Source organism: Bradyrhizobium tropiciagri (assembly GCF_018130505.1).
Lineage (GTDB): Bacteria > Pseudomonadota > Alphaproteobacteria > Rhizobiales > Xanthobacteraceae > Bradyrhizobium > Bradyrhizobium tropiciagri_B.
This window is the reverse complement of the sequence record NZ_JAFCKH010000009.1, coordinates 90,652-112,480: the sequence shown is the minus strand read 5'-3', so window position 1 is coordinate 112,480 and position 21,829 is coordinate 90,652. Positions and strand designations below refer to the sequence as shown.

Annotated in this window: 24 protein-coding genes; 11 read left to right on the top strand and 13 right to left on the bottom strand. The window is 63.1% G+C overall.

Annotated features, from left to right (window positions below; all coding sequences use genetic code 11):
• Positions 1–230 precede the first annotated feature (230 nt).
• The 3 genes from JQ633_RS23080 to JQ633_RS23070 all read left to right on the top strand — a co-directional run bounded on the left by JQ633_RS23080 (position 231) and on the right by JQ633_RS23070 (position 2,523).
• Positions 231–1,148: an NADP-dependent oxidoreductase gene (locus JQ633_RS23080; RefSeq protein WP_211987374.1), complete on the top strand. Its 918-nt coding sequence runs from the start codon at positions 231–233 to the stop codon at positions 1,146–1,148.
• A 177-nt stretch (positions 1,149–1,325) separates the two neighbouring features.
• A complete protein-coding gene (locus tag JQ633_RS23075; protein ID WP_211987373.1) occupies positions 1,326–1,943 on the top strand; it encodes a nitroreductase family protein in 618 nt (205 codons plus the stop codon).
• A 34-nt stretch (positions 1,944–1,977) separates the two neighbouring features.
• A complete protein-coding gene (locus JQ633_RS23070; protein WP_211987372.1) occupies positions 1,978–2,523 on the top strand; it encodes a carboxymuconolactone decarboxylase family protein in 546 nt (181 codons plus the stop codon).
• 149 nt (positions 2,524–2,672) lie between these two features.
• Here the strand turns inward: JQ633_RS23070 and egtD are convergent, their stop codons facing one another.
• From egtD to JQ633_RS23055, 3 genes are all read right to left on the bottom strand, one after another.
• Positions 2,673–3,626, bottom strand: coding sequence for an L-histidine N(alpha)-methyltransferase (egtD, locus tag JQ633_RS23065; protein WP_211987371.1), 954 nt, complete (start codon positions 3,624–3,626; stop codon positions 2,673–2,675).
• 98 nt (positions 3,627–3,724) lie between these two features.
• Positions 3,725–4,144, bottom strand: coding sequence for a cupin domain-containing protein (locus JQ633_RS23060; RefSeq protein WP_211987370.1), 420 nt, complete (start codon positions 4,142–4,144; stop codon positions 3,725–3,727).
• Positions 4,141–5,610 (bottom strand): MFS transporter, encoded by a 1,470-nt coding sequence (locus tag JQ633_RS23055; protein ID WP_211987369.1) that lies wholly within the window; start codon positions 5,608–5,610, stop codon positions 4,141–4,143. Before JQ633_RS23055 ends, JQ633_RS23060 begins: the two co-directional genes overlap by 4 nt.
• A gap of 437 nt (positions 5,611–6,047) precedes the next feature.
• Between JQ633_RS23055 and JQ633_RS23050 the strand changes: the two genes are divergently transcribed.
• Positions 6,048–6,524 (top strand): redoxin domain-containing protein, encoded by a 477-nt coding sequence (locus JQ633_RS23050; RefSeq protein ID WP_211987595.1) that lies wholly within the window; start codon positions 6,048–6,050, stop codon positions 6,522–6,524.
• 131 nt (positions 6,525–6,655) lie between these two features.
• The gene (locus tag JQ633_RS23045; RefSeq protein WP_211987368.1) at positions 6,656–8,026 is read left to right on the top strand and encodes an MFS transporter; all 1,371 of its coding nucleotides are present in this window, start codon (positions 6,656–6,658) and stop codon (positions 8,024–8,026) included.
• A 30-nt stretch (positions 8,027–8,056) separates the two neighbouring features.
• Here JQ633_RS23045 and JQ633_RS23040 read toward each other — a convergent pair whose 3' ends face one another.
• The 7 genes from JQ633_RS23040 to JQ633_RS23010 form a co-directional block, all read right to left on the bottom strand.
• On the bottom strand, positions 8,057–9,397 hold the full coding sequence (locus JQ633_RS23040) for an MFS transporter (RefSeq protein ID WP_211987367.1): 1,341 nt from the start codon (positions 9,395–9,397) through the stop codon (positions 8,057–8,059).
• A 73-nt stretch (positions 9,398–9,470) separates the two neighbouring features.
• Complete coding sequence (locus JQ633_RS23035) at positions 9,471–10,016, bottom strand: DUF1993 domain-containing protein (protein ID WP_211987366.1); 546 nt, start codon at positions 10,014–10,016, stop codon at positions 9,471–9,473.
• Between the two features lie 65 nt (positions 10,017–10,081).
• A complete protein-coding gene (locus JQ633_RS23030; protein ID WP_211987365.1) occupies positions 10,082–10,657 on the bottom strand; it encodes a cytochrome P460 family protein in 576 nt (191 codons plus the stop codon).
• A gap of 221 nt (positions 10,658–10,878) precedes the next feature.
• Positions 10,879–11,130 carry a GNAT family N-acetyltransferase gene (locus JQ633_RS23025; protein ID WP_211987364.1) on the bottom strand — a complete coding sequence of 84 codons (252 nt, stop codon included), beginning with the start codon at positions 11,128–11,130 and terminating at the stop codon, positions 10,879–10,881.
• A gap of 41 nt (positions 11,131–11,171) precedes the next feature.
• Positions 11,172–11,909 (bottom strand): peroxiredoxin-like family protein, encoded by a 738-nt coding sequence (locus JQ633_RS23020; RefSeq protein ID WP_211987363.1) that lies wholly within the window; start codon positions 11,907–11,909, stop codon positions 11,172–11,174.
• Complete coding sequence (locus JQ633_RS23015) at positions 11,906–12,841, bottom strand: LysR family transcriptional regulator (protein ID WP_211987362.1); 936 nt, start codon at positions 12,839–12,841, stop codon at positions 11,906–11,908. Before JQ633_RS23015 ends, JQ633_RS23020 begins: the two co-directional genes overlap by 4 nt.
• Positions 12,842–13,147: 306 nt before the next feature.
• Positions 13,148–13,834: an antibiotic biosynthesis monooxygenase family protein gene (locus tag JQ633_RS23010; protein ID WP_211987361.1), complete on the bottom strand. Its 687-nt coding sequence runs from the start codon at positions 13,832–13,834 to the stop codon at positions 13,148–13,150.
• A 320-nt stretch (positions 13,835–14,154) separates the two neighbouring features.
• Between JQ633_RS23010 and JQ633_RS23005 the strand changes: the two genes are divergently transcribed.
• The 6 genes from JQ633_RS23005 to JQ633_RS22980 all read left to right on the top strand — a co-directional run bounded on the left by JQ633_RS23005 (position 14,155) and on the right by JQ633_RS22980 (position 19,661).
• The gene (locus JQ633_RS23005) at positions 14,155–14,466 is read left to right on the top strand and encodes a hypothetical protein (RefSeq protein ID WP_211987360.1); all 312 of its coding nucleotides are present in this window, start codon (positions 14,155–14,157) and stop codon (positions 14,464–14,466) included.
• A 91-nt stretch (positions 14,467–14,557) separates the two neighbouring features.
• Positions 14,558–14,962: a host attachment protein gene (locus JQ633_RS23000; protein WP_211987359.1), complete on the top strand. Its 405-nt coding sequence runs from the start codon at positions 14,558–14,560 to the stop codon at positions 14,960–14,962.
• Between the two features lie 136 nt (positions 14,963–15,098).
• The gene (locus tag JQ633_RS22995; protein ID WP_211987358.1) at positions 15,099–16,034 is read left to right on the top strand and encodes a FadR/GntR family transcriptional regulator; all 936 of its coding nucleotides are present in this window, start codon (positions 15,099–15,101) and stop codon (positions 16,032–16,034) included.
• Positions 16,027–17,175 carry an acyl-CoA dehydrogenase family protein gene (locus JQ633_RS22990; RefSeq protein WP_211987357.1) on the top strand — a complete coding sequence of 383 codons (1,149 nt, stop codon included), beginning with the start codon at positions 16,027–16,029 and terminating at the stop codon, positions 17,173–17,175. The genes JQ633_RS22995 and JQ633_RS22990 overlap by 8 nt, the downstream gene beginning before the upstream one ends.
• Positions 17,176–17,211: 36 nt before the next feature.
• On the top strand, positions 17,212–18,462 hold the full coding sequence (locus tag JQ633_RS22985) for a CaiB/BaiF CoA transferase family protein (RefSeq protein ID WP_211987356.1): 1,251 nt from the start codon (positions 17,212–17,214) through the stop codon (positions 18,460–18,462).
• On the top strand, positions 18,438–19,661 hold the full coding sequence (locus JQ633_RS22980) for an ABC transporter substrate-binding protein (protein WP_211987355.1): 1,224 nt from the start codon (positions 18,438–18,440) through the stop codon (positions 19,659–19,661). Before JQ633_RS22985 ends, JQ633_RS22980 begins: the two co-directional genes overlap by 25 nt.
• 187 nt (positions 19,662–19,848) lie before the next feature.
• Here the strand turns inward: JQ633_RS22980 and JQ633_RS22975 are convergent, their stop codons facing one another.
• The 3 genes from JQ633_RS22975 to JQ633_RS22965 all read right to left on the bottom strand — a co-directional run bounded on the left by JQ633_RS22975 (position 19,849) and on the right by JQ633_RS22965 (position 21,797).
• Positions 19,849–20,136 carry a YciI family protein gene (locus tag JQ633_RS22975; protein WP_211987354.1) on the bottom strand — a complete coding sequence of 96 codons (288 nt, stop codon included), beginning with the start codon at positions 20,134–20,136 and terminating at the stop codon, positions 19,849–19,851.
• Positions 20,137–20,183: 47 nt separating this feature from the next.
• Positions 20,184–20,504, bottom strand: coding sequence for a 2Fe-2S iron-sulfur cluster-binding protein (locus JQ633_RS22970; RefSeq protein ID WP_211987353.1), 321 nt, complete (start codon positions 20,502–20,504; stop codon positions 20,184–20,186).
• A gap of 99 nt (positions 20,505–20,603) precedes the next feature.
• On the bottom strand, positions 20,604–21,797 hold the full coding sequence (locus JQ633_RS22965) for an ABC transporter substrate-binding protein (protein ID WP_211987352.1): 1,194 nt from the start codon (positions 21,795–21,797) through the stop codon (positions 20,604–20,606).
• Between the last annotated feature and the right edge of the window lie 32 nt (positions 21,798–21,829).

Genomic DNA, 21,829 nt, shown 5'->3' with positions numbered 1-21,829 from the left:
CACCAAGGTCCATCATAGCCGCAGGGTCACCAGCTCGGTGAACAGGCCATGGCCATGACCGCGACATCCGTAAGCGGTTCGTCGAGAGCAATTCGACCGGCTCCCGGTCTGAGCCGAGCCACGCCGATGGCATCGATTCCATATCCACAGGTCATTGGACCATCGAGTTTCGCGATCGTACTTTTTATCAGCCTGCAAGGAAAGCCATACCACACACAAGGAGATGGACGATGAAAGCAATCGTCGTAACGGATCAAGCTGCGGGAACGGCCGGGATGACGCTCGTGGAGCGGCGCGAGCCGCAGGCGGCAATCAACGACGTCGTCGTTCAGGTTCATGCGTCGGGATTTGTCCCCACCGAGCTGGCGTGGCCCTCGACCTGGACCGATCGCCTCGATCGTGACCGGACACCGGCAATCCCTGGCCACGAGCTGGCTGGAGTGGTGACCGCCCTCGGGTATGGCACGACGGGGCTGTCGGTGGGACAACGGGTGTTCGGCCTCGCTGACTGGTATCGCGACGGCACCCTGGCCGAGTACCTGGCGATTGAAGCACGCAATCTCGCGCCGCTGCCGGGCGACGTCGACTTCACCGTGGGCGCGAGCTTGCCGATCTCGGGCCTGACTGCATGGCAGGGATTGTTCCAGCACGGCCGCATTCAGGCGGGGCACAGCGTCCTCGCGCACGGTGCGGCCGGCGCAGTCGGGTCGATGGTGACGCAACTCGCACGAGAGGCCGGCGCCTACGTCATCGGCACAGGGCGCGCGGCCGATCGTCAGAAGGCGCTCGACTTCGGCGCGAAGGAGTTCGTCGATCTCGACAACGACACCCTCGAAGATGTCGGCGGGGTCGATCTGGTGTTCGACGTCATCGGCGGCGACATCGGGAAGCGTTCCGCGCGGCTGATTCGAGCTGGAGGAAAGCTGGTGTCCATCGTGGGCCCGGTTGAGGAACGGCTCGCCGATGTCTTCGCGGTTGACTTCGTCGTCGAGTCCGATCGCGCCCAACTGACCGAGATCGTCCAGCGGGTGCGGGACGGACGGCTGCGGACCAACATCGGCACGATCGCGACGCTCGACGACGCCGTTGCCGCGTTCAATCCGACCAAGCGCACCGGCGGGAAGACGATCATCCGCGCTCGTCCGTAAACGACGAACGCCTTCCGGCATGCAGCGGCTGCGTCCGGTCAGACGAGCCGGCGCAACTTGGAAAACGACCCGTGGACCCCGGCGCCAGATGTCGAACGGGCTAACTGCCTGCGGCATCTCCAGCAAGGTCAACCCATCCCTTCACTCATAGGAATCGCCATGACTAACGGAATCACCATGACCAACGCCGTCATCGAATGCATCCTGAGCCGCAGCTCCACCAAGTACTATGATCCGACCGCCACCTTGAGCGACGAACAAATCCGCGAGCTGGTGCGAATCGGCACCGCCGCGCCGACATCCTTCCACTTGCAGAACTGGCGCTTCATCGCCGTGCGCACGCCGGAAGCGAAAGCGCGGCTGAGTCCGATCGCCTGGAGCCAGCCCGCGATCACCGAAGCGGCCGTTACCTTCATCGTCTGCGGCCAGTTGGCCGATTCCAGCGTCGTACCGGAGCGACTGGCACCGCTGGTGAAGGCGGGCATCATGCCGGCAAAGATGGTGCCGGAATGGGAAATCCCCGCACGTGATCTGTACATGGAGTACCCGCAGCGCCAGCGCGACGAGGCCGTCCGCACCGGCACCTTCGGCGCAGCGGCGATGATCTACGCGGCCCGCTCCCTCGGCCTGGGTTCGACGCCGATGATCGGCTTCGATGCCGACGCGGTGCACCGCGAGTTTGGACTGACCAAGGACGAGGTACCGGTCATGCTGTTGTCCGTAGGGGCGGAGCGTCCGGGAAACTGGGCGCAAAAGCCGCGTCGTCCGGTGGCTGACGTATTGGATCTCGTTTGACTGCCTGTGAACCCAGCAATTTATGGAGCCTATGATGCCAAGAAGCGCGGCTTTGAAGCCGGAACGAGTGCCGGCCGATTCGAAACCGACCCTCGATATGTTCACCAAGAACATCGGGTTCACTCCAAACATGATGTCGACCTTCGCGGCAAGCCCGATCGCGTTCAACTCATGGGCCACCCTGCTCGGCTCGCTGAGCAAGGCGCTCGACGTGAAAACGCGCGACAGCATCGGTCTCGCCGTCTCCGAAGTGAATGGCTGCGACTACTGCCTGACGGTTCACAGCTTTACGGCCGAGCATATGGCGAAGCTGCCGGCGAATGAAATCATTCTCGCCCGGATGGGCCATGCCAGCGACACCAAGCGGGATGCCGCCATCCAGTTTGCACGCAAGGTCATCATGACCCGCGGCAAGGTCAGCGACGCCGATCTGAAGGCCGTCCGCGATGCGGGCTACACGGATGCGAACGTCATTGAGATCGTCGCGCTGGTTGCAATGTACTCCCTGACGAACTTCTTCAATAATGTGTTCGATCCGGAGAAGGACTTTCCTGCCGTTGCGCCGGCTGGCTCGATCTAGGCTCGATCCGGTCGCATCCAACGAAAAGCGGCGAGCACGTGCGGGACGAACCCGGACGTGTTCGCCCTCCGCTGATACTCGAGACCATTGCATGGCGGCGAGCCCGCCTCATGGAGGCAGGCTCGAACGGCGATCGGGCGATCGATTATTCAGCCGCGAATGAGCCCGAACAGACCGAACAGCCGGTCCGCATCCTGCCAGGCCTCGGCAACTCTCCATCCGCCGGAGCGGGCGAGCCGCTCGAAGCTCTCTGCAGTGTATTTTCGGGAGCTCTCGGTGTGGATCGTTTCCGACGTCCTGAAATCGAACGTCCGCCCACAGATTGTGACGCGCTGATCGCATAGGCTGACGAGGTGCATCTCGACGGCTTTCTCGATCTCGTTCCAGCGCGCCGCGTGCTCGAACTGCTCCAAACGGAAGTCACCGCCCAGTTCGGCGTTGATCCGCTCAAGGAGATTGAGGTTGAAGGCGGCCGTCACACCTGCGCTGTCATCGTAGGCGCGCAGCAGCGTGCCGACGTTTTTCTGGAGATCGACACCGATGATGGCACGTCCGTCGTCGCCCAGGTGCTGGCCCATCTGCGTAAGCAAGGTCTTCGCCTCACTCGCGTTCAAATTTCCCATCGTCGAGCCTGGGAAAAATCCAGTCCTGCCGCCATCGGACTCGTCAAACGGAACCTTAAATACATCCAGGAAATTGCGCTCGATGGGGCGGACCCAGAGCGATGGAAAGCGCAAGGCGATTCGCTTCGACGTTTCCGCAAGGAAGGTGTCGGCGATATCGATCGGCACGTAGCCTCTCGGCTCGCGCAGCCCCGCCAGCACGAGCTCTGTCTTGACGCCGGCTCCCGCACCATACTCGATGAGGATCGCGCCGGACTCTACGAAATCGGCGATGTCATTCTGCCGTTCCCGCAGGATCGAGGTTTCGGCTCGAGTCAGGTAATACTCATCCAGCCTCGTTATCTCTTCAAAAAGCGCAGATCCGCGCTCGTCGTATAACCAACGGCTCGGCAATGTCTTCACATCAGCGGATAGTCCGGCGAGAACGTCCCGGGCGAATGAATCTTCTACGGGGTGAATGATGTCGTGTGCGTGATCCATATTTTCCGCTTTCGATGACAGGGCAGATGACGGACGGTCCGCGGTGAACTCGCGGCCGCTTTCACCACCGTGGATTTCTGCCTGGCGCAGTGAGTTGGCTATTTGACCGGCGTCGTCAGCGGGCTGTCATTGGTGTCGAGAACGAAGGCGGCGAGCAGCTTTGCCGGCTCTGACTTGCTCGCGTTGCGGCTGATCGAATGGGTCGCCCCCGGCGGCTCCGACCAGCTCTCGCCTGCCCGATAGATGCGCGTCCCGCCGTCATTCACCTTCGACTCGATCGCGCCTGAGATCACGTAGGCATAGATGAAAGCCGACTTCGCATGGGTGTGGGACGGGGAAGCCGCCCCGGGCGCGTATTCGACCTCCAGGACGACCAGGGATTTGCCAGGGATATTCGGAATGGTCGCCTCGAAATTCTTCGTGACGGTTTGCGCCTCGCGATCACGGGCGCCGGTGGGACCGGCGATCGACAAGCTGAGGGCTGCGCAGGTGGCAGCGATAGTGAATCCGAACTTCATGAGCTACTCCTATTGCCTGAGGATTGGGATCGGTCTCGCGGGATGAAGTCGACGTGAGGCCCCGGCTCGATGATGAACACCGCGAGCGTGGCGAGAACGCATGCGACCGCGGCGACAGCCATCGCCATGTGGAATCCGGAGAACAGCTGAGGACCGCCCTGCTGCAGGACTCCGCCGAGCAGAGCGATGGCGAAGAGCGACCCGACGCGGGAGACCGCACTGTTGACGCCAGACGCCGTTCCGGCGCGATCGGGCTCGACGGAGGTGAGGACGAGGGTCGTCAACGGCGCGATCGCGAGGCCCATGCCGAGCGCCAGCAAGAGGATGCTGGGGAAGATGTCCACCCAATAGGTCGCGCCCGGACCGATCCGGAGCGCCATCGCGCATCCCAAGGCGACGACGGCGCTGCCGGAGAACAGTGGCAAGCGGCGGCCGAACCGGAGGCAGAGCATACCGGCGAGCGGCGAGACGACCGTAATCAGCACCTGCAGGGGAATAAAGGCCAGGCCCGCCACCAGGGTCGGCAGGTACACACCCCTGATCATCACGAACGGGATCAAGGTCAGCATCACCGTGAATGGCCCGTAGAGCAGCACGGAGAACAGGTTCGCGCCGACGACCGACCGCGACGCGAAGAGGGACGGCGGCAGCATCGCGTCGTCGCCTAATCGCCGTTGGGTCACGATCAGGCCGGCCAAGCCGCCCAGTCCGACGATCAGGGTGACGAGCACCCAAAGGTCCGGACCGGAACCATTGGTCAGGCTGGTCAGCCCGGCACCCAGCCCGCCGAGCCCGACTGTCGAAAGGACCGCACCACCGACGTCGACCCGGGCGTAGCCGGTCGGTATGTCCCTGGGTATCCACACGGCGCCGACGACCAGCGCGCCGGCGGCCACGGGCAGAAGCATCAGAAAGGTCATCCGCCAGGATCCGTAGTCGAGAAGCACGCCTGCGATCGCGGGCGCGACACCGCTGGCGACAGCTGCGGCGGCAGACCAGATGCCGACGGCGCGGGCTTTCTTGTCGGCGGGAAACGCCTGCCCGAGCACGGAAAGGCCGTTGGGCAAGATCGCAGCTTCGCCCAAGCCTTGCAGGAAGCGACCGGCGATGAGCGGCGCGAAGCCGGGCGCGAAGCCAATCGCGGCCACGCTCAGGCCGTAGACGGTGATCCCTATGAGAAACATCCGCTTCTGTCCGAACCGGTCCCCCAAAGCGCCGGCGACCAAGGTCAAGGCCGCGAGCGGCAAGAACTCGGCGTTCATCAACCACTGCAACTCGAGCGGCGATAGGCGCATGTCACGGCCAATCGCCGCCAGCGCGACGGTGACGACGGCGCCGCTGATGAACACGAGGCAGCCGCCCAGGCTCGCCGCGGCGAGCACCTTGGTGCTGCCCTGCGCGCCGGCGGCTTTCAGCGCGGAGAGCGCAAGGCCGCTGTCGGTCAGGATCAGGGACGCGCTGCTCACGACCTATCGCTCAGGTTACGTCGCGCGATGCGCTGCGCGAGCCCAGCCGGCAGCTCGAAGGCATACCGCCATGTCCGTTCGCGAGTCACTCCTCGCAACATCATTGCAGCCAACGGGGTCCCGCGCCGACCAACGCGTGTATGGGATTTGCCAGCAGTGGACATGACCATTGATCGCAGCGCGGAGCGAGATTTTCCAATAGCCGGCACATATCGTTTCCATAGCAGCGGGGAATGCTGCAGCGGCGCAAGTTGCACAGGACATGACGGCATCACGCGGCGCATCGAGCAATAACGATCGTCTATCGAATCCATGGCGAGACACGATTTCCTTCGCCGTGGTTCGACCGCCACGGTGCGAGACGTTTCCTTTCAGAACCGGTGAAAGATCGCTCGGCGCTTGGGGCGCCGGACATTCCCAACAAGGAGTCAGTCGTGATGCTGCAGAACAACGATGTCTTTCCCTCCCTTGTCTTTGCCCGCGTCGGTGGCGGCGAAATCCATTTGCCTGCCGATCTGGCCGGTTGGTTCGGTGTGGTCCTATTCCATCGTGGTTCCTGGTGTCCGTACTGCAATGCCCAGCTCGCCGCTTTTGCGCGAGCGGCGGACGAATTCGCCGAGGAAGGCATCAAGGTGGTTTCTGTCTCGGTCGACGATCGGGAAAAGTCGGAGATGCTCGTCGAAAAGCACAAGCTCGGTTTCCCCGTCGCTTACGGTGCCGACGCGCGCGCGGTTTCCGCCGTCACCGGTGCCTTCGTCAATGACGATCCCGTCTGCCTCCAAGCAACGGGTTTCGTCCTCAATCCCGATGGCCGAGTGGTGACGGCCGTCTATTCGACCCGCGCGATCGGCCGTCTGATGCCGGCCGATGTGCTCGGCTTTGTCCGCCACCTGAAATCCTTGGCAAAGAGGTGAGGACCAACAGCAGACTAAACGGAACTCGGCATTTGGCGCAGCCGCTTGTAGAGCCGCGCAGCCGCGACGTTGTCGATACAGAACCTTTCCCGCAAGAGTCCGGGCACGAAGTCTCGCCTCGGTGCCGGCGCATGGTGCTCACGGCCTGTGTAATCGCCTCGTCGATGGCGTTCATCGATGCGACGGCGCTGCCCGTTGCGTTACCGAGATTGCGCGCGGACTTCGGAGCGGACTTCGCCACCGTTCAATGGGTTCTCAACGGGTATATGCTGTCGCTCGCCTCGCTGACTTTGATCGGCGGCGCGCTCGCGGATGTTTATGGCAAGGCGCGCATGCTCGCGCTGGGATGCGTCCTGTTCGGTCTGGCGTCCGCGGCTTGCGCGTTGGCGCCTTCACCCGCCTGGCTGATCGCTGCCCGCGTCGCGCAGGGAGCGGCCGCGGCGATCGTCACCCCCGCCAGCCTTGCTTTGATCGGTGCCACCTATCCGCGCGCCGAGCGGAACCGGGCGATCGGCGTATGGGCCGCGGCGTCGGCACTCACCACCGCAGGAGGTCCCGTCCTCGGCGGCTGGCTGACCGAAACTTTTGGCTGGCCATCCGTATTGTGGATCAACCCGCCCCTCGCGCTGGTAGCAGCAGGGGTCCTGCTCGTCTTCGCGCCCAAGGATGATCGCATCCACCGCAAGTTCGACCTGCTTGGCGCCACGATCCTCGCTTCGGCGATGGGGGCACTCACCTGGGCGCTCAGCCAGATCGGCTCCGCTGAAGCTCTGGCTACCGCGGACAGTCCGGCCCAGCTGGCCACGATGCCCTTGATCGTCGCCTGGCTTGGCATTGTCGGGCTCGCTGCCTACGCGTTCTGGGAGTGCAGAAGCAAACACCCGATGACGCCACCCCGCCTCTTGAAGAACCGCGCCTTCCTCGGGCTGAACATCGCGACCCTGAACGTCTATGCGGGAGTTTCGATCATGTTTTTTCTGCTGCCGTTTGACCTGTTCGATCGCCGCGCGCTGTCATCGACCGACGCCGGGCTGGTATTCCTGCCGTTCACGCTCGGCGTCGGGCTCTTGTCCAATATTTTCGGCAGATTGGCGGACAAGATTGGCGCGCGGGCCATGCTCGTCACGGGACCGGCAGGTGCGGCGCTTGCCTATGTCTGGATGGCGCTCGGCCGGACAGAATCCCTGATGCTCGGCGTGATCGGACCCATGGCCCTGCTGGGCGTTTCCTTCGCTGTGCTCGTGGCACCGCTCACCGCGTCGGTCATGTCGAGCGTGGACCAGGCCGACGAAGGGCTCGCCTCCGGCATCAACAATGCGGCGAGCCGGATTGCACAACTGGCCGGAGTGGCGCTGGCCGCCTGCGTCGCGTCTTTCCAGTCCGGCTACGAGGTCGGCCTCGTTGTCGCCGCCGCGACCTCGATCTGCGGCGCCCTTGTAGCTGCAGCAACCCTGACGCCGGCCGCGGCGAAAGCCGGGGCCCCGGAAAGTGCCGGCGGCTGATGATCGGTGCTCGCGTCCCGCATTTGGCCGCTATCTGAACCGGCGAAGGCTGCTGGTAGCGGCTCCCATCAGAGCGAAGGCCACTCCCGCGACCAGGCAAAAGACCGCGCCATGATCGCCGCCCAAGCCGAAGATCAACGAGACCAAGGCGGAACCGAGTGACCATCCGACGTAGCGAGCCGCGGCATTCATCCCACTCGCAGCCCCGCTACGCCCGATGGGTCCAGCCGTCATCATCGCGGTGTTGTTCGGGGTCTGGAACAGACCAAAGCCGATGCCGCAAAGCGCCAGCCGCCATACGACATCCCACTTCGCCGGAGTTGCCGGCAGGATGACCATCAGGAACAAACCGGTCGCCAACAACGTCAATCCGATGCTGCAAATCACCGATGCGGGGTAGCGGATTGTCAGGCGGCCGGCGATTGGAGCCGTGATGGCTGTCATGAGCGGCCAGGGCGTCAACAGAAAGCCGGTCTCCACTGCCGAAAGATGCAGCCCCGTCTCGAATAAGAACGGCAAGGAGACATAAGCCAGAATCTGCGCGGCATAGGAGCAGACGGATGTCCACACCGATAGGGTAAACAGCGGTATGCGGAACAGATCGAACGGCAGCATCGGCATGGGGTGCTGGAGCTGTTGTCGAACGAAGAGGCCGAAACAGACAAGACCGGCCAGGATCTCTCCTATCGCAATGCGCACATCGCCAATACCCAGCGTGCCGACGCCGACGACGAACAGCCCGAACGCCAGCGCATTGAGAGCGGTCCCGGCCAGATCGAGCGGGCGAGCAACCCGAACGTCTGGTGGTGCAGCGGCAATGAACAGCGGTACCGCGAGGCCGAACGGCACATTCACCAGAAACAACCAGGGCCATTTCGCCACGGCAAGGATCGCCGCCGCGATGGTCGGCCCCACGGCTCCGGGTATCGCCACCGCCAATGCGACCAACGCGAGGCCCTTGCCGACCAAGCGGTGCGGATAGATCACGCGCACAAATGCAACGCCGGCCACGGAAACCCCGGCCGCTCCGACACCCTGAAGCAAGCGCGCACTCACCAGCATCGGCAATGTCGGAGCGAATGCGCACCCCAGCGACGCGAGCACGAAAATAGCCAGGCCGGCGGCATAGACGCGCTTCAGGCCGAGCGATTCGACCAGGCTTGCAACAGGCAACAAGCAAACCGTTGCCGAAAGCTGATAGGCATTTACGACCCAGACGGTCGCTGCGTCACTACTCGCGAATGAACGCGAGATATCCGGCAAGGCGATATTCACGATCGCGCTTCCAAGGGAGCTCAGACCAAGTCCGAGCAGGATGCAGAGCATCGCCCAGCGGCGCTTCGACGCCGTTACACATTCGACGCCGTCCATCAGGACGTAATCTCCGGGGTGATGACAACAACCTTAAAGGCCTCGGCACCGTGCCGCGCACCGCGCCCGCCTCTCACGAGTAGTCACCGCCGCTTTGCTGGCTGAGATTGCCGAGGTAGTCGCGCTTCCCGATCTTCGCGCCGAGCTGCCGGAGGATCGCGTGCGCAATCGAGATGTGAAAGAAGAAGTCCGGCAGCACCAGGTGCCGGATATAGTCGTCGCCGCCGAACCATCCGCGCACGATCGGCGGCGTCAGCTCGTAGGTGTGGGACTGCGCACCGGCAATCTGGTCCGGCTGCACGTTTTGCAGGAAGCCGCGCGTCTCGAGCAGCCGCGCCTTCAATGCCGGATACGACATGGGGGTGTTGCGGGGGGCCGGCGCGTCGCGCTGCATCAGCTTCGCCATGTGCGCGTCAACCTTGTTGCAGTTTACGGAGAACTGCTCTCCGAACGTCAGCATGTCCGGCGCGAGCCGCTCGCCGAGAAGCCTTCCGGGCTCCATGCCCCCGGCCCGCTCGAGCGCCTGGGCGTGGTCGAGATAGTCGTCCATCACGTTCAATCCGTGCACCATGACAGGGACAGTGATGTCGTAGACCGAGAAGGTCACGTCGAACTCCATACGCTGGTTCGTACTCAGAACGTAAGCCGCCCCCGCAAGGAGGAGGCTCCCACGCATACAGGCGCCTATCGACGCAGGACGGGATATCCATTCACGTAAATCCAGTCGGTAGCCTGGGCCGGCACGTGGCACCCCTGGCAATCGGAATGGTAGTCCGTCGAGGTGGTCTTGAGCGGCTTGTCCGCGTCGAACCACGACCATCCCCACCCGTCACCCCACAACGGGTTGCCGGGGTGCGTTCCCTTGCTGTCCTTGACCATGACGAACCAGCCCTGGAGCTTGTCGGCGTGGCTCACCGTGCCCGTGGTCATCTCGTTCGTCGAAGTCGCGAACACCTCTTTCACCAGAACGGCGCCATCCGGGAAATGGCCCGTCTTCCGATAGGCATCGATCGTCCCTGGGGATGCGTAGACGGTGTGGACTTCTTTCGAGCCCTGGCCGCTGTCGGCGGCAATCGCCCAGCTGCCGAGCGCTTGGTAGAGGGTTCGGTAGTCCGCCGGCACGCGCAGATTCCCCGCGGCGTCCGCCACGTTCGCGGTCGGGCCGGCCGGAGTAGCTCCGCTGATCTGCGCGAGTGCTGCGGCGGTGCCGGCGACCAGCGAGACGGCGACAGCCAGGCCGATAGTCCTCGATAATTTCATGGGGGTCTCCTTTGCTGCTCGCGCGCGGCATGTGATCCGGCGCAACAACTTCAACCACTGTCTAAATCGCTGTTGAACCAACCGCGTGTGCTCGGCAGGCCCAGGCAAACCAAAGATCGGACGCAGCCGACGAAATTAGAAATTCCCTTTGGACATGCATTCGATAGGCACGAGGTATCGTCACCCAAGGCGCTCTGCGCCGACGTTCCGTCCGTCCGCGATCAGCCGTCGAGGAGTGCGCCGTATTCGGGATGCCGCGCGGCGTAGGACGACATGAAGGGGCACTTCGCAATAACTCTCTTCCCGTCGCGTCGCAACACCTCGAAAACACCATGCGCCAGCCTGGATCCGTAGCCAAGGCCGGATAGCTCCTGCGGAACCTCCGTGTGAAGCAGGACGACGCGTCCGTCTTCGACCTTGTAGTAGGCGACTGCAAGCGAGCAGCCGCCGAGGGGCATTTCAAAGCGGCTCATTGCCGGATTGTCCCGGATCTCGCATTCCACCTTCGGCCCCGTCACCTGGATGTCGAAGTCACCCGGCGCAGCGAGGCCAGGATTTGCGACGGCTCCTCCCGTATCGTGAAGTCGGGCTCGACGAACGCGCTGCGGATCCGTCCTTCTCCGCCGATCACGTAGGTCGCGGGAATGGGCAACATCCACGTCGACGACCCGTGCCGGGCGCCGAAGTCGAACCCTAGTCCGGAGTAGTGCGCCTTGGTCTCGTCGGGCACGCGGAACAGCACGCCATACGACATGGCAACGCCGTAGTCGACGTCGGAGAGAACCCTCAGCTCGAGGCCCAGGCTTCGCTTGAGCTGCCGCGGAAAGTCTCTCGTCTCGGGGGTCACGACCGCGAGGGTCGCGCCGACGCTCTCGAACTGATCCTTCGCGGCCTGGAGGGCGTAGAGCTCAGCGGTGCAGAACGGACACCAGCCGCCTCGGAAGAAACTCAGGACGAGGGGTCCGTTGCGGCGCAGCTGTTCCGAGGAATGAAGACGGCCGTCGGCGTCGGGCAGGAGGAAATCCGGCGCGTCGTCTCCGACCTTCAACGCGTGCGATGCCACGCCCGTATCGCGGAGCCAACCCACGAGATGGTTGTATGACTCCCAGTCCGCGGCGCTGAACGTCGTCATCAGCTCGGTGCGCATCCGGGCGAGTGTCTTGTCGGTCTGGCTTGGCATCGGTGGGGAGTTGTCAGGCTGAGAATCGATAGACTGCAAGCGGTCGGCCGGCGGCGTGCGTGTCGTGGTCATGCGGGCACCCTCGCCACTGTCGCGGCCGTTGCATGCGGCACGCTCCGGTCGGCGGCTTCGAACGACCAGTCGCGAAGGCGTGCGACCTTGACGAAAGCGTCAAGCGCCGGCGAGTAGCGGCGTCCCTGCACGGCGAGCAGCCGCACCTCCCGCGAAACCGGGCAGCCTTCGAGCGGAATGGTCTTCAGCGTCGGAAGGCGGGGCATGTGCTCGGGCGCGAGGATCACGCCGAAGCCGGCGGCGGCCATGTGCTGCAGGTGCAAATCGTGACCGCTGCAGTGGCCGAGGTGAGGTGGTTCCTCGGGGAAATACGACTGCTGGATCTTCACCGCCACGTCGCAGTCGGTGCGTTCCAGCAAGACGGTCTCACGGAGGTCGTCGATGCCGATCGAGGGACGGTTTGCGAGCCGGTGCGTCGGCGCGAGAACCGCGACGTAGCGCTCCTCGAACAGCGACCAATCATCGATGCGATCGGGCATGTCCTGCACGTCCCCGACCATTGCCGCGTTGATCTCGCCCTCAAGCAGGAGGTCGACGAGCTTCTTCGCCGCACCCTCGCGCAGCTCGACATGAAGTCCAGGGACGAACTTTGCGATCTCCGCGATCGGATCGAGGATGAGCGACGCCGAGATCGACGGGGCGAGGCCGATCTTCAGTGGCGCGACGTCCTTGCGTTGGAATTCCAGAGCTCGGCGACGCACCGCCTCTGCCGAGGCCAGTGTGCGCTCCAACATCGGAAGGACTTCCTTTCCGAGATCGGTGAGCTGCGTCAGCTGTCGCTCGCGGTAGATCAACTGGCCGCCGAGCTCCTGCTCGAGCTTCTGCACCGCCTTGGTCAGGGCCGGCTGCGTGACATTGCACTGCTCGGCCGCGCGGGTGAAGTTGAGCGTGGACGCCACGGCGAGGAAGTAGCGAACTTGATGAAGCTCCATGGGTTGTGTTCTCCGTCAAGGTGCGGCTGTCGTCGATACTGACGCGCCTTTTCGACGACGTGACGGGCACGTCGGATCATAGGGCGTAGATGCATCTTGCGTGCACACGTTGGAACGGCTCGGCCTGTTGATTCGGACGCACGGACACGCTTTCAGGAACTTCTGAGAGCTGGGCCAGTGCCCTGCGAGGTGGGCGCAAAACCGGACGGGCCTGGGGCGAGCGATAGTCCGGAGAGCCGACGCTCGGGCTGGCGCCATCCGCTGGCAGGAACCACGACCTGGCTGCGCCTTGCCGAAAGAGCGGCGTCAGGCATGCAGGGTCTCGCCGCCCTCGGCATCTGCGTAGTATTGAGGCGCCTCGCGACGGTCGTATTTGCCGTAGTCGCGCACAATCCGGACCCTCCGGACTCTCGCCTGGTCGATCGGCGCGGAAGCGTCCTCGTAGGCCTGCGCTGCGGCGGCGTCTTTCCAGGAAATCAGCAGAATCAGGTCGCCGGGCGTGAGCACGGCGTCGAAGATGTCCCAGGACACGCAGTCGGCCGCCCACGGGTTCAGTCCGAGCCACTCGGCGCAGTCGTACGGATTGTTGGTCTGCGTCCACTCGGCAGGGCGGGTAGCGTTGATCAGCGTGACCGTCGTTCCCTCCCCGACCTCGGTCTCGTCGAGCCGCTGCTCGGTGAGGGTGTACCCCGCGGGCACCCGATTGTCGGCGATGATCTGGCCGACGCGCAGGTGGTAATCCGCGAGGATTTCGTCGCGGCCCCTCTGCTGAAGCTCGTGATGGCGCATGCGGGTGCGCCAGCGGACAAGCGCCTTCTCGTCCCGCCAGTTCGAAAGCGAAAGGATCCAGCCCTCGCGGATCAGGCTCCTGTAACGAATGTTGTCGACGAAGCCATCGACCTGCTCCAGCTCGGGGCGCAACATCCTGGCGTTGTCGAGATAATCGTCCCAGCTCGCTTTATGTGGGAGGACCTCGAAAATCACTGAAAACATGATCGTATCTCGCTCCTGGAGTGCTGCGCCGTAGTCGATCTCGATGTTGCGCGCTCGGATGCGCGTAATGTCGTCGCAGCATTGAATTCCACGCGCTGAATGGGAAGTGACGTCACGCCATGAAGTCGATAGCCACGCGTTATGATGGGCCGCCGGTCGTCCGCATCTCAGTCAATTCGATAACGGCCGGCTATCGACTCCATGGCGAGAGGTGATTTTGCTTTCGACCGTCATGGGCTCAATCTCCAGCCTGTGGCGCCCGCCGCTCGAACGGACGACGTCGCTGTTCCGTTGAAAGGTCACAAGCCAGGAGGTCGGACATGCAGATCAAAGAGACAATCGGCGTTTCGATACCCGGCTCCGTCGAAGTTCCGCCGCTGGAGGATGTGGTCGTGCTCGTGGACAGCGCCGGCGGCAGCACGGTCTGTATTGAGAGCGAGCGGGGTGCCGGCACACGGGTGCGTCTCTTGCTCCCGCGCGTACACGCAGCCGGGCGCCCCGGCACCATCGTCGGCACGGAGATCGCGTACACGCCGTCATCCACCGGCGGAATATTTCACCTTGTGAGCACAGCAACAGCCATGCCGGCGTCCTGGCCGGCGCGAACATCTGGAGACCGGTTCGGCGAGTGAGTTCATGATCCCGCTCGGCCGCCTCGACCGCGAGACAGACCACGTGCTGGGCAAGCAAAGGCCCGTCGTATCGTGAACAGGAGATTCTTCGATGCTTCTACCTACCGGTACGACGGTGGCCGTCGTTGACGGCGAGACGATCCGCATGTTCCACAATTCAGGCGTGAAACCCGGGGTGCACCTGGTCGAGATCACGGCGGCTTCGCCTGCGCGCGCCCACGCCGGCTCGGGTGCACGGCATCACGCCAGTGCCGCCAACCCCGATGGCAGGCGGTCCGTCGAAGGCGACTTCGCCGCGGCAACGGCGGCATTCCTGAACAAGCTCAGCATGGACGGGACCATCGAACACCTGGTCGTTGTCTCCGACCCGCGGACCCTGGGAGAGATGCGCAAGCACTTCCACCGCGACCTGAAGGGCAAGATCATAGGAGAGCTCGCGAAAGACTTCAGCCGGCGACCGCTCGAGGATATCGCCTCGCTGATCGCTGACGCCTGACGTGCCTCTGACCGCCGTCGGAAACAGGGCCTTGGTTACAGGTTGCGGAACGTCACTTGACGGCCACAAGCCGCCATCACGCCGCATTTTCACTCACCATGTGCAACGCACGACGCCCTTGCCAGCATAGCTTTCGGTGAGATGGGGGAACTCGCCCTCGAACGTCGCCGCACGACTGATCCAGTCCCGGACATCCCATTCACCCCATCTTGCCGGGCGACGCTGTTCGCGTCGGCGCGGTCGTTCCCTCGTCCCACGGCAGCCAGGCGACTGCCAGCCGCGCGGCGGGCGCATGAATAAACCGCTTGCTTTGGTCCAACCATTTGACTATTTAACCACCATGGATTTCGAACCGATCAAAAGCAAACGCATCTTCGAGGAGGTCTCCCGCCAGATCGAAGACCAGATCCAGTCCGGCAAGCTGAAGGCCGGGGCAAAGCTGCCGAACGAGCGAGAGCTCTCGGCCACCTTTGCGGTGAGCCGGCATACGGTTCGCGAGGCGCTGCGATCGCTTGAATCGATCGGACATCTGGAATTCCGCAAGGGAGCCAAGGGCGGCGCGTTCGTCGCGAAGAGCAACCCGCAGCCATTCACCAAGATCATGCGCGGTATGGTGCAGGTCGGCGGCATTTCGCTGGAGCAACTGACCGAGGCGCGGCTGGCGATCGAATCTGCTGTGATCACGACCGTCTGCAAGCTGGATGATCTCGATCTCCGGCCGCTGGAGGCCAACGTCGACGCCGCCGAGGCGCTCACCACCGCCGGCAAGATGCAGGAGAAGACGGCGCTCAACGTCGAATTTCACCTGCTGCTCGCCGATCTGACTGACAACCCGATCCTGATCATGACGATGCGGGCGCTGATGAACATCCTGCTGGATGTCATTCAGGAAGTCGGCTCCGTCATGGGCATCGACGTCATCAAGTCGCGCCGCCGCTTCCTGAAACATCTGCGCGACCGCGACTCGGCAAGCGCGGTGCGGGAAATGGAGCGGCATCTCAACGTTCTGCACGAGCACTACGTTCGGGCGGCAAGCAAGAAATCGAAGGGTGGAGTACGCGGACATGGCTGACGCAGACGTGCTGAAATCGATGGTCGATGAAACCAGGCGCTTTGTCCGTCAGGATCTGATCCCGGCCGAGGAATGGGTCGAGGAGCACGACGAGATTCCTCAGCACCTGATCGACAAGATGAAGAGCCTCGGCTTCTTCGGCATGACGATTCCCGAGCAGTATGGCGGTCTCGGCCTGTCGATGTACGACGAGGTTTGTGTCGTGGCCGAGATCGGCTACGCCTCCCCGGTGTTCCGCTCCTATTTCGGCACCAGCAACGGCGTCGGCACGCTCGGCATGCTGATCGACGGGACGGAGGAGCAGCGCCGCAGCTACCTGCCGAGAATTGCCAAGGGCGAGCTAGTCGCTTCCTTCTGCCTGACCGAGCCGGACGCCGGGTCGGACGCCGCCGCACTCAAGACCAAGGCGGTCAAGGACGGCGATCATTATGTGATCAACGGCACCAAGCGATTCACCACGAACTCCCCGCACGCCGGGATCTTCACCGTGTTCGCGCGCACCGGCAAGGAGCAGAACAGCAGCGCTATTTCGGCGTTTCTCGTCGAGCGCGGCACGCCGGGAATAACGGTCGCCCCGCACTACAGGAAGATGGGCTTCAGAGGGTCGCACACCGCGGACGTGATCTTCGAGGATTGCAGGGTTCCCGCCAGCGCGCTGCTGGGCGGACGTGAGGGCGTCGGCTTCAAGACCGCGATGCGCTCGCTCGACCATGCGCGGCTGCACATGTCGGCGGTCGCGACCGGATTGAGCGCCAGGCTGATCGATGAGGGCGTGAAGTACGCCCAGGAGCGCGTGCAATTCGGCAAGCCGATATCCCAGTATCAGTTGATCCAGGCCATGATGGCGGACAGCGAGGCGGAAGCGCTTGCCTCCCGGGCGATGATCGAACGTGTGGCGAAGATGAAGGACGAAGGCCTCCCCGTCACCAAGGAAACCGCCTGCTGCAAGTATTTCACCACCGAAGCGCTCGGACGAATTGCCGACCGCATGCTGCAAGTGCACGGCGGCTACGGTTACATCAAGGAATACCCGATCGAACGGCTGTTCCGCGATGCCCGGCTGTTCCGGATCTACGAAGGCACCAGCCAGATCCAGCAGTTGATCGTTGCGCGCGAGATGCTGAAGCAGCGCGCCGCCTGAGACGAATTCGACTTCAATGGCGGACGGAAAGCGGTCATGAGCGGACCTCTGACGGGCATTCGGGTGCTCGATCTCACGACGGTGATAATGGGCCCCTACGCCTGCCAATTGCTGGGCGACTACGGTGCCGACGTCATCAAGGTCGAGGCGCCGGATGGCGACGTGATGCGGCTCTCCGGCCCCATGCGCCATCCCGGGATGGGCCACCTCTATCTATCGACGAACCGCAACAAGAGATCGATCTCGATCGACCTGAAAAGCTCGTCCGGACGGTCCGTGCTGCTCAAGCTCGCGGAGACGGCCGACATCATCGTTTACAATATCCGGCCGAACGCGATGACGAGGCTCGGCCTCTCCTACGACGATCTACGAGAGGTCAACCCGAAGATCATCTACGTTGGAGCGTTCGGCTTCAGCCAGCGAGGGCCCTACGCTGCCCGCCCCGCCTATGACGATCTGATCCAGGGGATGTCCGGCATTCCTTGGCTGTCATTGCAGGCCGGAGCGAGCGAGCCGCGCTATGCGCCGACCATCCTCGCGGATCGAGTGGTCGGGCTGCAGGTCGCGCTTGCCGCCACCGCGGCGCTGCAGCACCGGAACAGGACGCGCGAAGGGCAGCGTGTCGATGTGCCGATGTATGAAGGCCTTCTCTCGATCGTGCTGGGAGAACATCTTGCCGGCCGCGCCTTCGAGCCGCCGCTGGGAGACGTCGGCTATCAACGCAGCCTTGCGCATAATCGCCGTCCGCATCGAACGCTGGACGGCTACATCTGCACCCTCGTCTACAATGACAAGCATTGGCGCAGCTTCTTCGAGGTGATCGGCCAGCCCGCGATGTTCGAGGCGGACGCGCGGTTTTCGTCGCAGGGCGCTCGGCTGAAGCACATCGACGAGGTCTACGGTTACCTTGCCGGGGTGCTTGCAACGCGTACGACCGACGAGTGGCTGAACTCTCTCACGGCGGCCGATATCCCGGCCGCCCGAATGAATTCGCTGGGCGACATCCTCGCCGACGAACATCTGGCCGCGATCGGCTACCTGCGGACCTCGCGGCATCCGACCGAAGGCGAAATCGTGGAAATCTCCGTTCCCACCGAGTGGTCGAGCGCCCACCCCGAGATCAGCCGGCACGCTCCTTCGCTGGGCGAACACAGCATCGAGATCCTGCACGAAGCGGGCATCGACGAGGAACACGTCAACCGCCTGCTGAAGCAAGGCGTGGTCAGACAATCAAGAACAACAACAGGGGATGGAGACAATCAATGCGATACAAGGCTTTCTCAATAACGGCCAGCCTGTTGGCTGCGCTTTCTGCTGCACCGTGTGTTGCGCAGGTCTCTGACGACACCGTCAAGCTCGGCGTGCTCGACGATATGTCCGGCCCCTATGCCGAGAACTCCGGACCCGGCGACGTCCTTGCCGTCAAGATGGCGATCAAGGATTTCGGCGGCACCGTGCTGGGCAAACCGATCGAGCTGATCAGCGGAGACCTCCAGAACAAGGCGGATGTCGGGGTCGGCATCGCGCGAAAATGGTTCGACGTCGAACAGGTCGATGCGATCTTCGGGCTGGGAAACTCCGCGGTCGCGCTGGCTGTCCAGAAGCTCGCCGCGGAAAAGGACCGGATCACCGTCGCGACGGTCGCGGCGACCTCCGAACTGACGGGGAAATCCTGCTCGCCAAACGGCGTACACTGGGTTTACGACACGTACTCGCTGGGCAAGGGCGCCGCAAAGGCGGTCGTGAATCAGGGCGGCAAAAGCTGGTACTTCGTCACGGCGGACTACGCCTTCGGGCATTCCCTCGAGGCGAGCGCAACCCAGTTCGTCAAGTCGCTCGGCGGTACAGTGCTCGGGTCCGTCAGGCATCCGACCGGAACTGCCGATTTCAGCTCCTTCATCCTGCAAGCCCAGGCCTCGGGAGCCCAGGTGATCGGCGTGGCAAATGCCGGCGCCGACACCATCAATACGATCAAGCAGGCCGCGGAATTCGGCATCACCGACCGGGGACAGAGAGTGGTCGGCCTGCTGATGCAGGATACCGAGATCCATGCCTTGGGCCTCGCTGCGACGCGTGGCCTTCAATTCGTCGAGGCGTTCTATTGGGACCAGAACGACGAGACCCGCGCCTTCTCGAAACGGTTCTGGGCAGAGCACGGCGCGCCGCCGACTGAGGTCCAGGCCGGCACGTACAGCGCGGCAATGCATTATCTCAAGGCGGTTCAGGCGGCGGGGACGGATGAAGCGAAGGCCGTCATGGCGCGCATGAGGGCGACACCGATCAACGATTTCATGACCAAGAACGGCAGGATTCGCGAGGACGGCCGCGTCATCCGCGACATGTATCTGCTGGAGACCAAAACCCCCGAGCAATCGACCGGCGAATGGGACCTGCTCAAGGTGGTCGCAACCATCCCGGGAGACGAGGCCTTCCGCCCGGCGTCAGAAGGCGAATGTCCCTTGCTCACCAACCATTCGCGACCGTAAGCCACGCCCCTCCTCGATGAGCCGATTCGCGTTCGTAGAAATGATGCGCCGTGCGGCGGGCGCTCATGACACGGTTTGCGATCGTGGCCCGTCGTCCTTCACGACGGGCCCATTCGTCACACGCCGCGATCAACTTCGGCGCGACGCCACGGATCAGGACGCGACCTCGAAACTCGTCGGCTGCTGTCTAGCCCTGCCGACGTATGAATCTGGTGATCGTCACCTGCTCCCAGATTCCGGCGATGGCGAAGGGATCGGCGCGGTTGAAAACCTCGACTTCGGTGCGGCCGATCGCCTCGATCACGAAGAGGCTGCCAATCATCTTCTCGCCGTCATCGGACATCAGCGGACCCGACATCAGGATCTTGACGCCGAAGCGGGAGGTGTCGCTCAGAAAAGCCTTGTGGGCGTCGTAGTTGGCCAGCCGGACCGGCAGCGCGCCGATGCGGTCGAGGGCATGGATGACGAACAGCATGGTTGCTCCGGACGGTAATGGAGGCCGGCCGTTCGAGTTCGCCGCCACTACACCTCCCGCTCAGGGATTGAAACGGCGAGGCCATCGAGTTCGCCGGTCATCCTGATCTGGCACGCAAGGCGTGAATTCGGGCGCACGTCGTAGCCAAAAGCCAGCATCTCTTCCTCCATCGGCGTGCGACCGCCGACCTTCGTCCGCCACGCCTCCTCCACGTGAACGTGGCAGGTCCCGCATGCGCAGGCGCCACCGCATTCGGCGTCAATTCCGGGAACAGCGTTGCGGACGGCCGCTTCCATCGCGGTTGCGCCCTCCTCGACGTCAACGGTACGGGTGTCGCCCTTGGAAATGCTGAAGCTGATCTTGACCATGATGCCCATGCTGTCGGAACGGAAGGATAGCGGCCCATGCGGATCCGCCGGTGATGGCACGAGTCTCCAACGCGGGAGGCCCGGCACCGATCTTGTTTGCTACGGCACTTCAACGATCGGAATGCCAGGCACCGGCACCCAGCGCTCTCCGTCGAACCGTTCGACGCGCGCCTTCCTGTAAAGGCGGTAGTCGTCGGCACTCGTAGTTATGCTAAATCCCGGCAGCAGACCTGGCAGTTCAACGTTCTTCAGGGAGATAGCCTGCTTCAGAATATTCTCGGCTGACAGATCGGATCCGCACGCTGCGATGACCTTGTTCATCAACACAGCCATGTTCCACCCGACGAAGTTCAGCTGCTCCGTCGTGTCTCCTTCCGGATAATATTTCTTCATGAATGTCAGCCATTCGACGTAGCCTGGATCATTGATCCATTCGGGATCGCCGACAGTCTTCATCTGGACGGCTGAGATCGCACCCTTTGCATAATCGAGACCGGCGGGCTTCAGGATCGTCGCCACGAAATTGCTTCCAATCGGAAGAAATTGCTGGGCGCGCCATCCCAACTCCCCTGCCTTGCGAATGGCCTGCGAGGTGAACTTGCCCGTGGATGCGTTGAGGAAGACATTAGCACCACTCGAGGCGAGCGCCACAATCTGCGACTCGACCGACGGTGCCGTGACCTCGTAAGGAGCTGCCGCTACGATCTCCGCGCTGGCATTGCGCTTTGCAAGCTGATCCTTGAATCCTTTCAGGTACTCCCGCCCATAATCGTCATTCTGGTACAGAACGGCGATTTTCGCGTCGGGCAATGTGTCGGCGACGACATTCGCGTAGAGCGCAGCTTCGGTCGCAAACAGCATCATGCCCGCCAGGCTGTAGGGAGCTGCCTTGGGGTCGGCAAAACGGGCGCTGGCCGCGAAGACGAAGAGCTGCGGAATCTTCTTCGAATTGAGATATTTCTGCACGGCGGAGTTTTGCGCCGTGCCCATGCTTCCGAATATCGCCACCGCGCCTTCGCTCTCGACCAGCTTGCGCGTCTGCTCAACCGCTTTGGGCGGACTGTAGGAATCGTCCAGCGAGATCAGCCTGACCTTCCGGCCGTTGATGCCGCCCTGATCGTTGAGCATCTGAAAGTAACGCGTTTGAACCTTTCCGACGGCGCTCAAGGCGGAGGCCGGTCCGCTGTACGGCATCGTCTGGCCCAGGACGAGTTCATCGTCAGCGGCGTGCGCGCATGAGGATGCGGCGAAGACTCCCAGTGCAAGTACGATCCGACGTGACAAACGAAACATTTGGCCTCCTGCGGTCGACACCGGTTGAAATG

Coding starts and splice junctions, on each gene's coding strand:
- JQ633_RS23080 (WP_211987374.1), top strand. CDS start 231: ATGAAAGCAATCGTCGTAACGGATCAAGCTGCGGGAACGGCCGGGATG.
- JQ633_RS23070 (WP_211987372.1), top strand. CDS start 1,978: ATGCCAAGAAGCGCGGCTTTGAAGCCGGAACGAGTGCCGGCCGATTCG.
- JQ633_RS22980 (WP_211987355.1), top strand. CDS start 18,438: ATGCGATACAAGGCTTTCTCAATAACGGCCAGCCTGTTGGCTGCGCTT.
- JQ633_RS23005 (WP_211987360.1), top strand. CDS start 14,155: ATGCAGATCAAAGAGACAATCGGCGTTTCGATACCCGGCTCCGTCGAA.
- JQ633_RS23000 (WP_211987359.1), top strand. CDS start 14,558: ATGCTTCTACCTACCGGTACGACGGTGGCCGTCGTTGACGGCGAGACG.
- JQ633_RS23010 (WP_211987361.1), bottom strand. CDS start 13,834: ATGTTTTCAGTGATTTTCGAGGTCCTCCCACATAAAGCGAGCTGGGAC.
- JQ633_RS22970 (WP_211987353.1), bottom strand. CDS start 20,504: ATGGTCAAGATCAGCTTCAGCATTTCCAAGGGCGACACCCGTACCGTT.
- JQ633_RS23020 (WP_211987363.1), bottom strand. CDS start 11,909: ATGACCACGACACGCACGCCGCCGGCCGACCGCTTGCAGTCTATCGAT.
- JQ633_RS23050 (WP_211987595.1), top strand. CDS start 6,048: ATGCTGCAGAACAACGATGTCTTTCCCTCCCTTGTCTTTGCCCGCGTC.
- JQ633_RS22990 (WP_211987357.1), top strand. CDS start 16,027: ATGGCTGACGCAGACGTGCTGAAATCGATGGTCGATGAAACCAGGCGC.
- JQ633_RS23030 (WP_211987365.1), bottom strand. CDS start 10,657: ATGAAATTATCGAGGACTATCGGCCTGGCTGTCGCCGTCTCGCTGGTC.
- JQ633_RS23040 (WP_211987367.1), bottom strand. CDS start 9,397: ATGGACGGCGTCGAATGTGTAACGGCGTCGAAGCGCCGCTGGGCGATG.
- JQ633_RS23035 (WP_211987366.1), bottom strand. CDS start 10,016: ATGGAGTTCGACGTGACCTTCTCGGTCTACGACATCACTGTCCCTGTC.
- JQ633_RS23025 (WP_211987364.1), bottom strand. CDS start 11,130: ATGAGCCGCTTTGAAATGCCCCTCGGCGGCTGCTCGCTTGCAGTCGCC.
- JQ633_RS23015 (WP_211987362.1), bottom strand. CDS start 12,841: ATGGAGCTTCATCAAGTTCGCTACTTCCTCGCCGTGGCGTCCACGCTC.
- JQ633_RS23060 (WP_211987370.1), bottom strand. CDS start 4,144: ATGAAGTTCGGATTCACTATCGCTGCCACCTGCGCAGCCCTCAGCTTG.
- JQ633_RS22985 (WP_211987356.1), top strand. CDS start 17,212: ATGAGCGGACCTCTGACGGGCATTCGGGTGCTCGATCTCACGACGGTG.
- JQ633_RS22965 (WP_211987352.1), bottom strand. CDS start 21,797: ATGTTTCGTTTGTCACGTCGGATCGTACTTGCACTGGGAGTCTTCGCC.
- JQ633_RS23045 (WP_211987368.1), top strand. CDS start 6,656: ATGGTGCTCACGGCCTGTGTAATCGCCTCGTCGATGGCGTTCATCGAT.
- JQ633_RS22975 (WP_211987354.1), bottom strand. CDS start 20,136: ATGCTGTTCGTCATCCATGCCCTCGACCGCATCGGCGCGCTGCCGGTC.
- egtD (WP_211987371.1), bottom strand. CDS start 3,626: ATGGATCACGCACACGACATCATTCACCCCGTAGAAGATTCATTCGCC.
- JQ633_RS23075 (WP_211987373.1), top strand. CDS start 1,326: ATGACCAACGCCGTCATCGAATGCATCCTGAGCCGCAGCTCCACCAAG.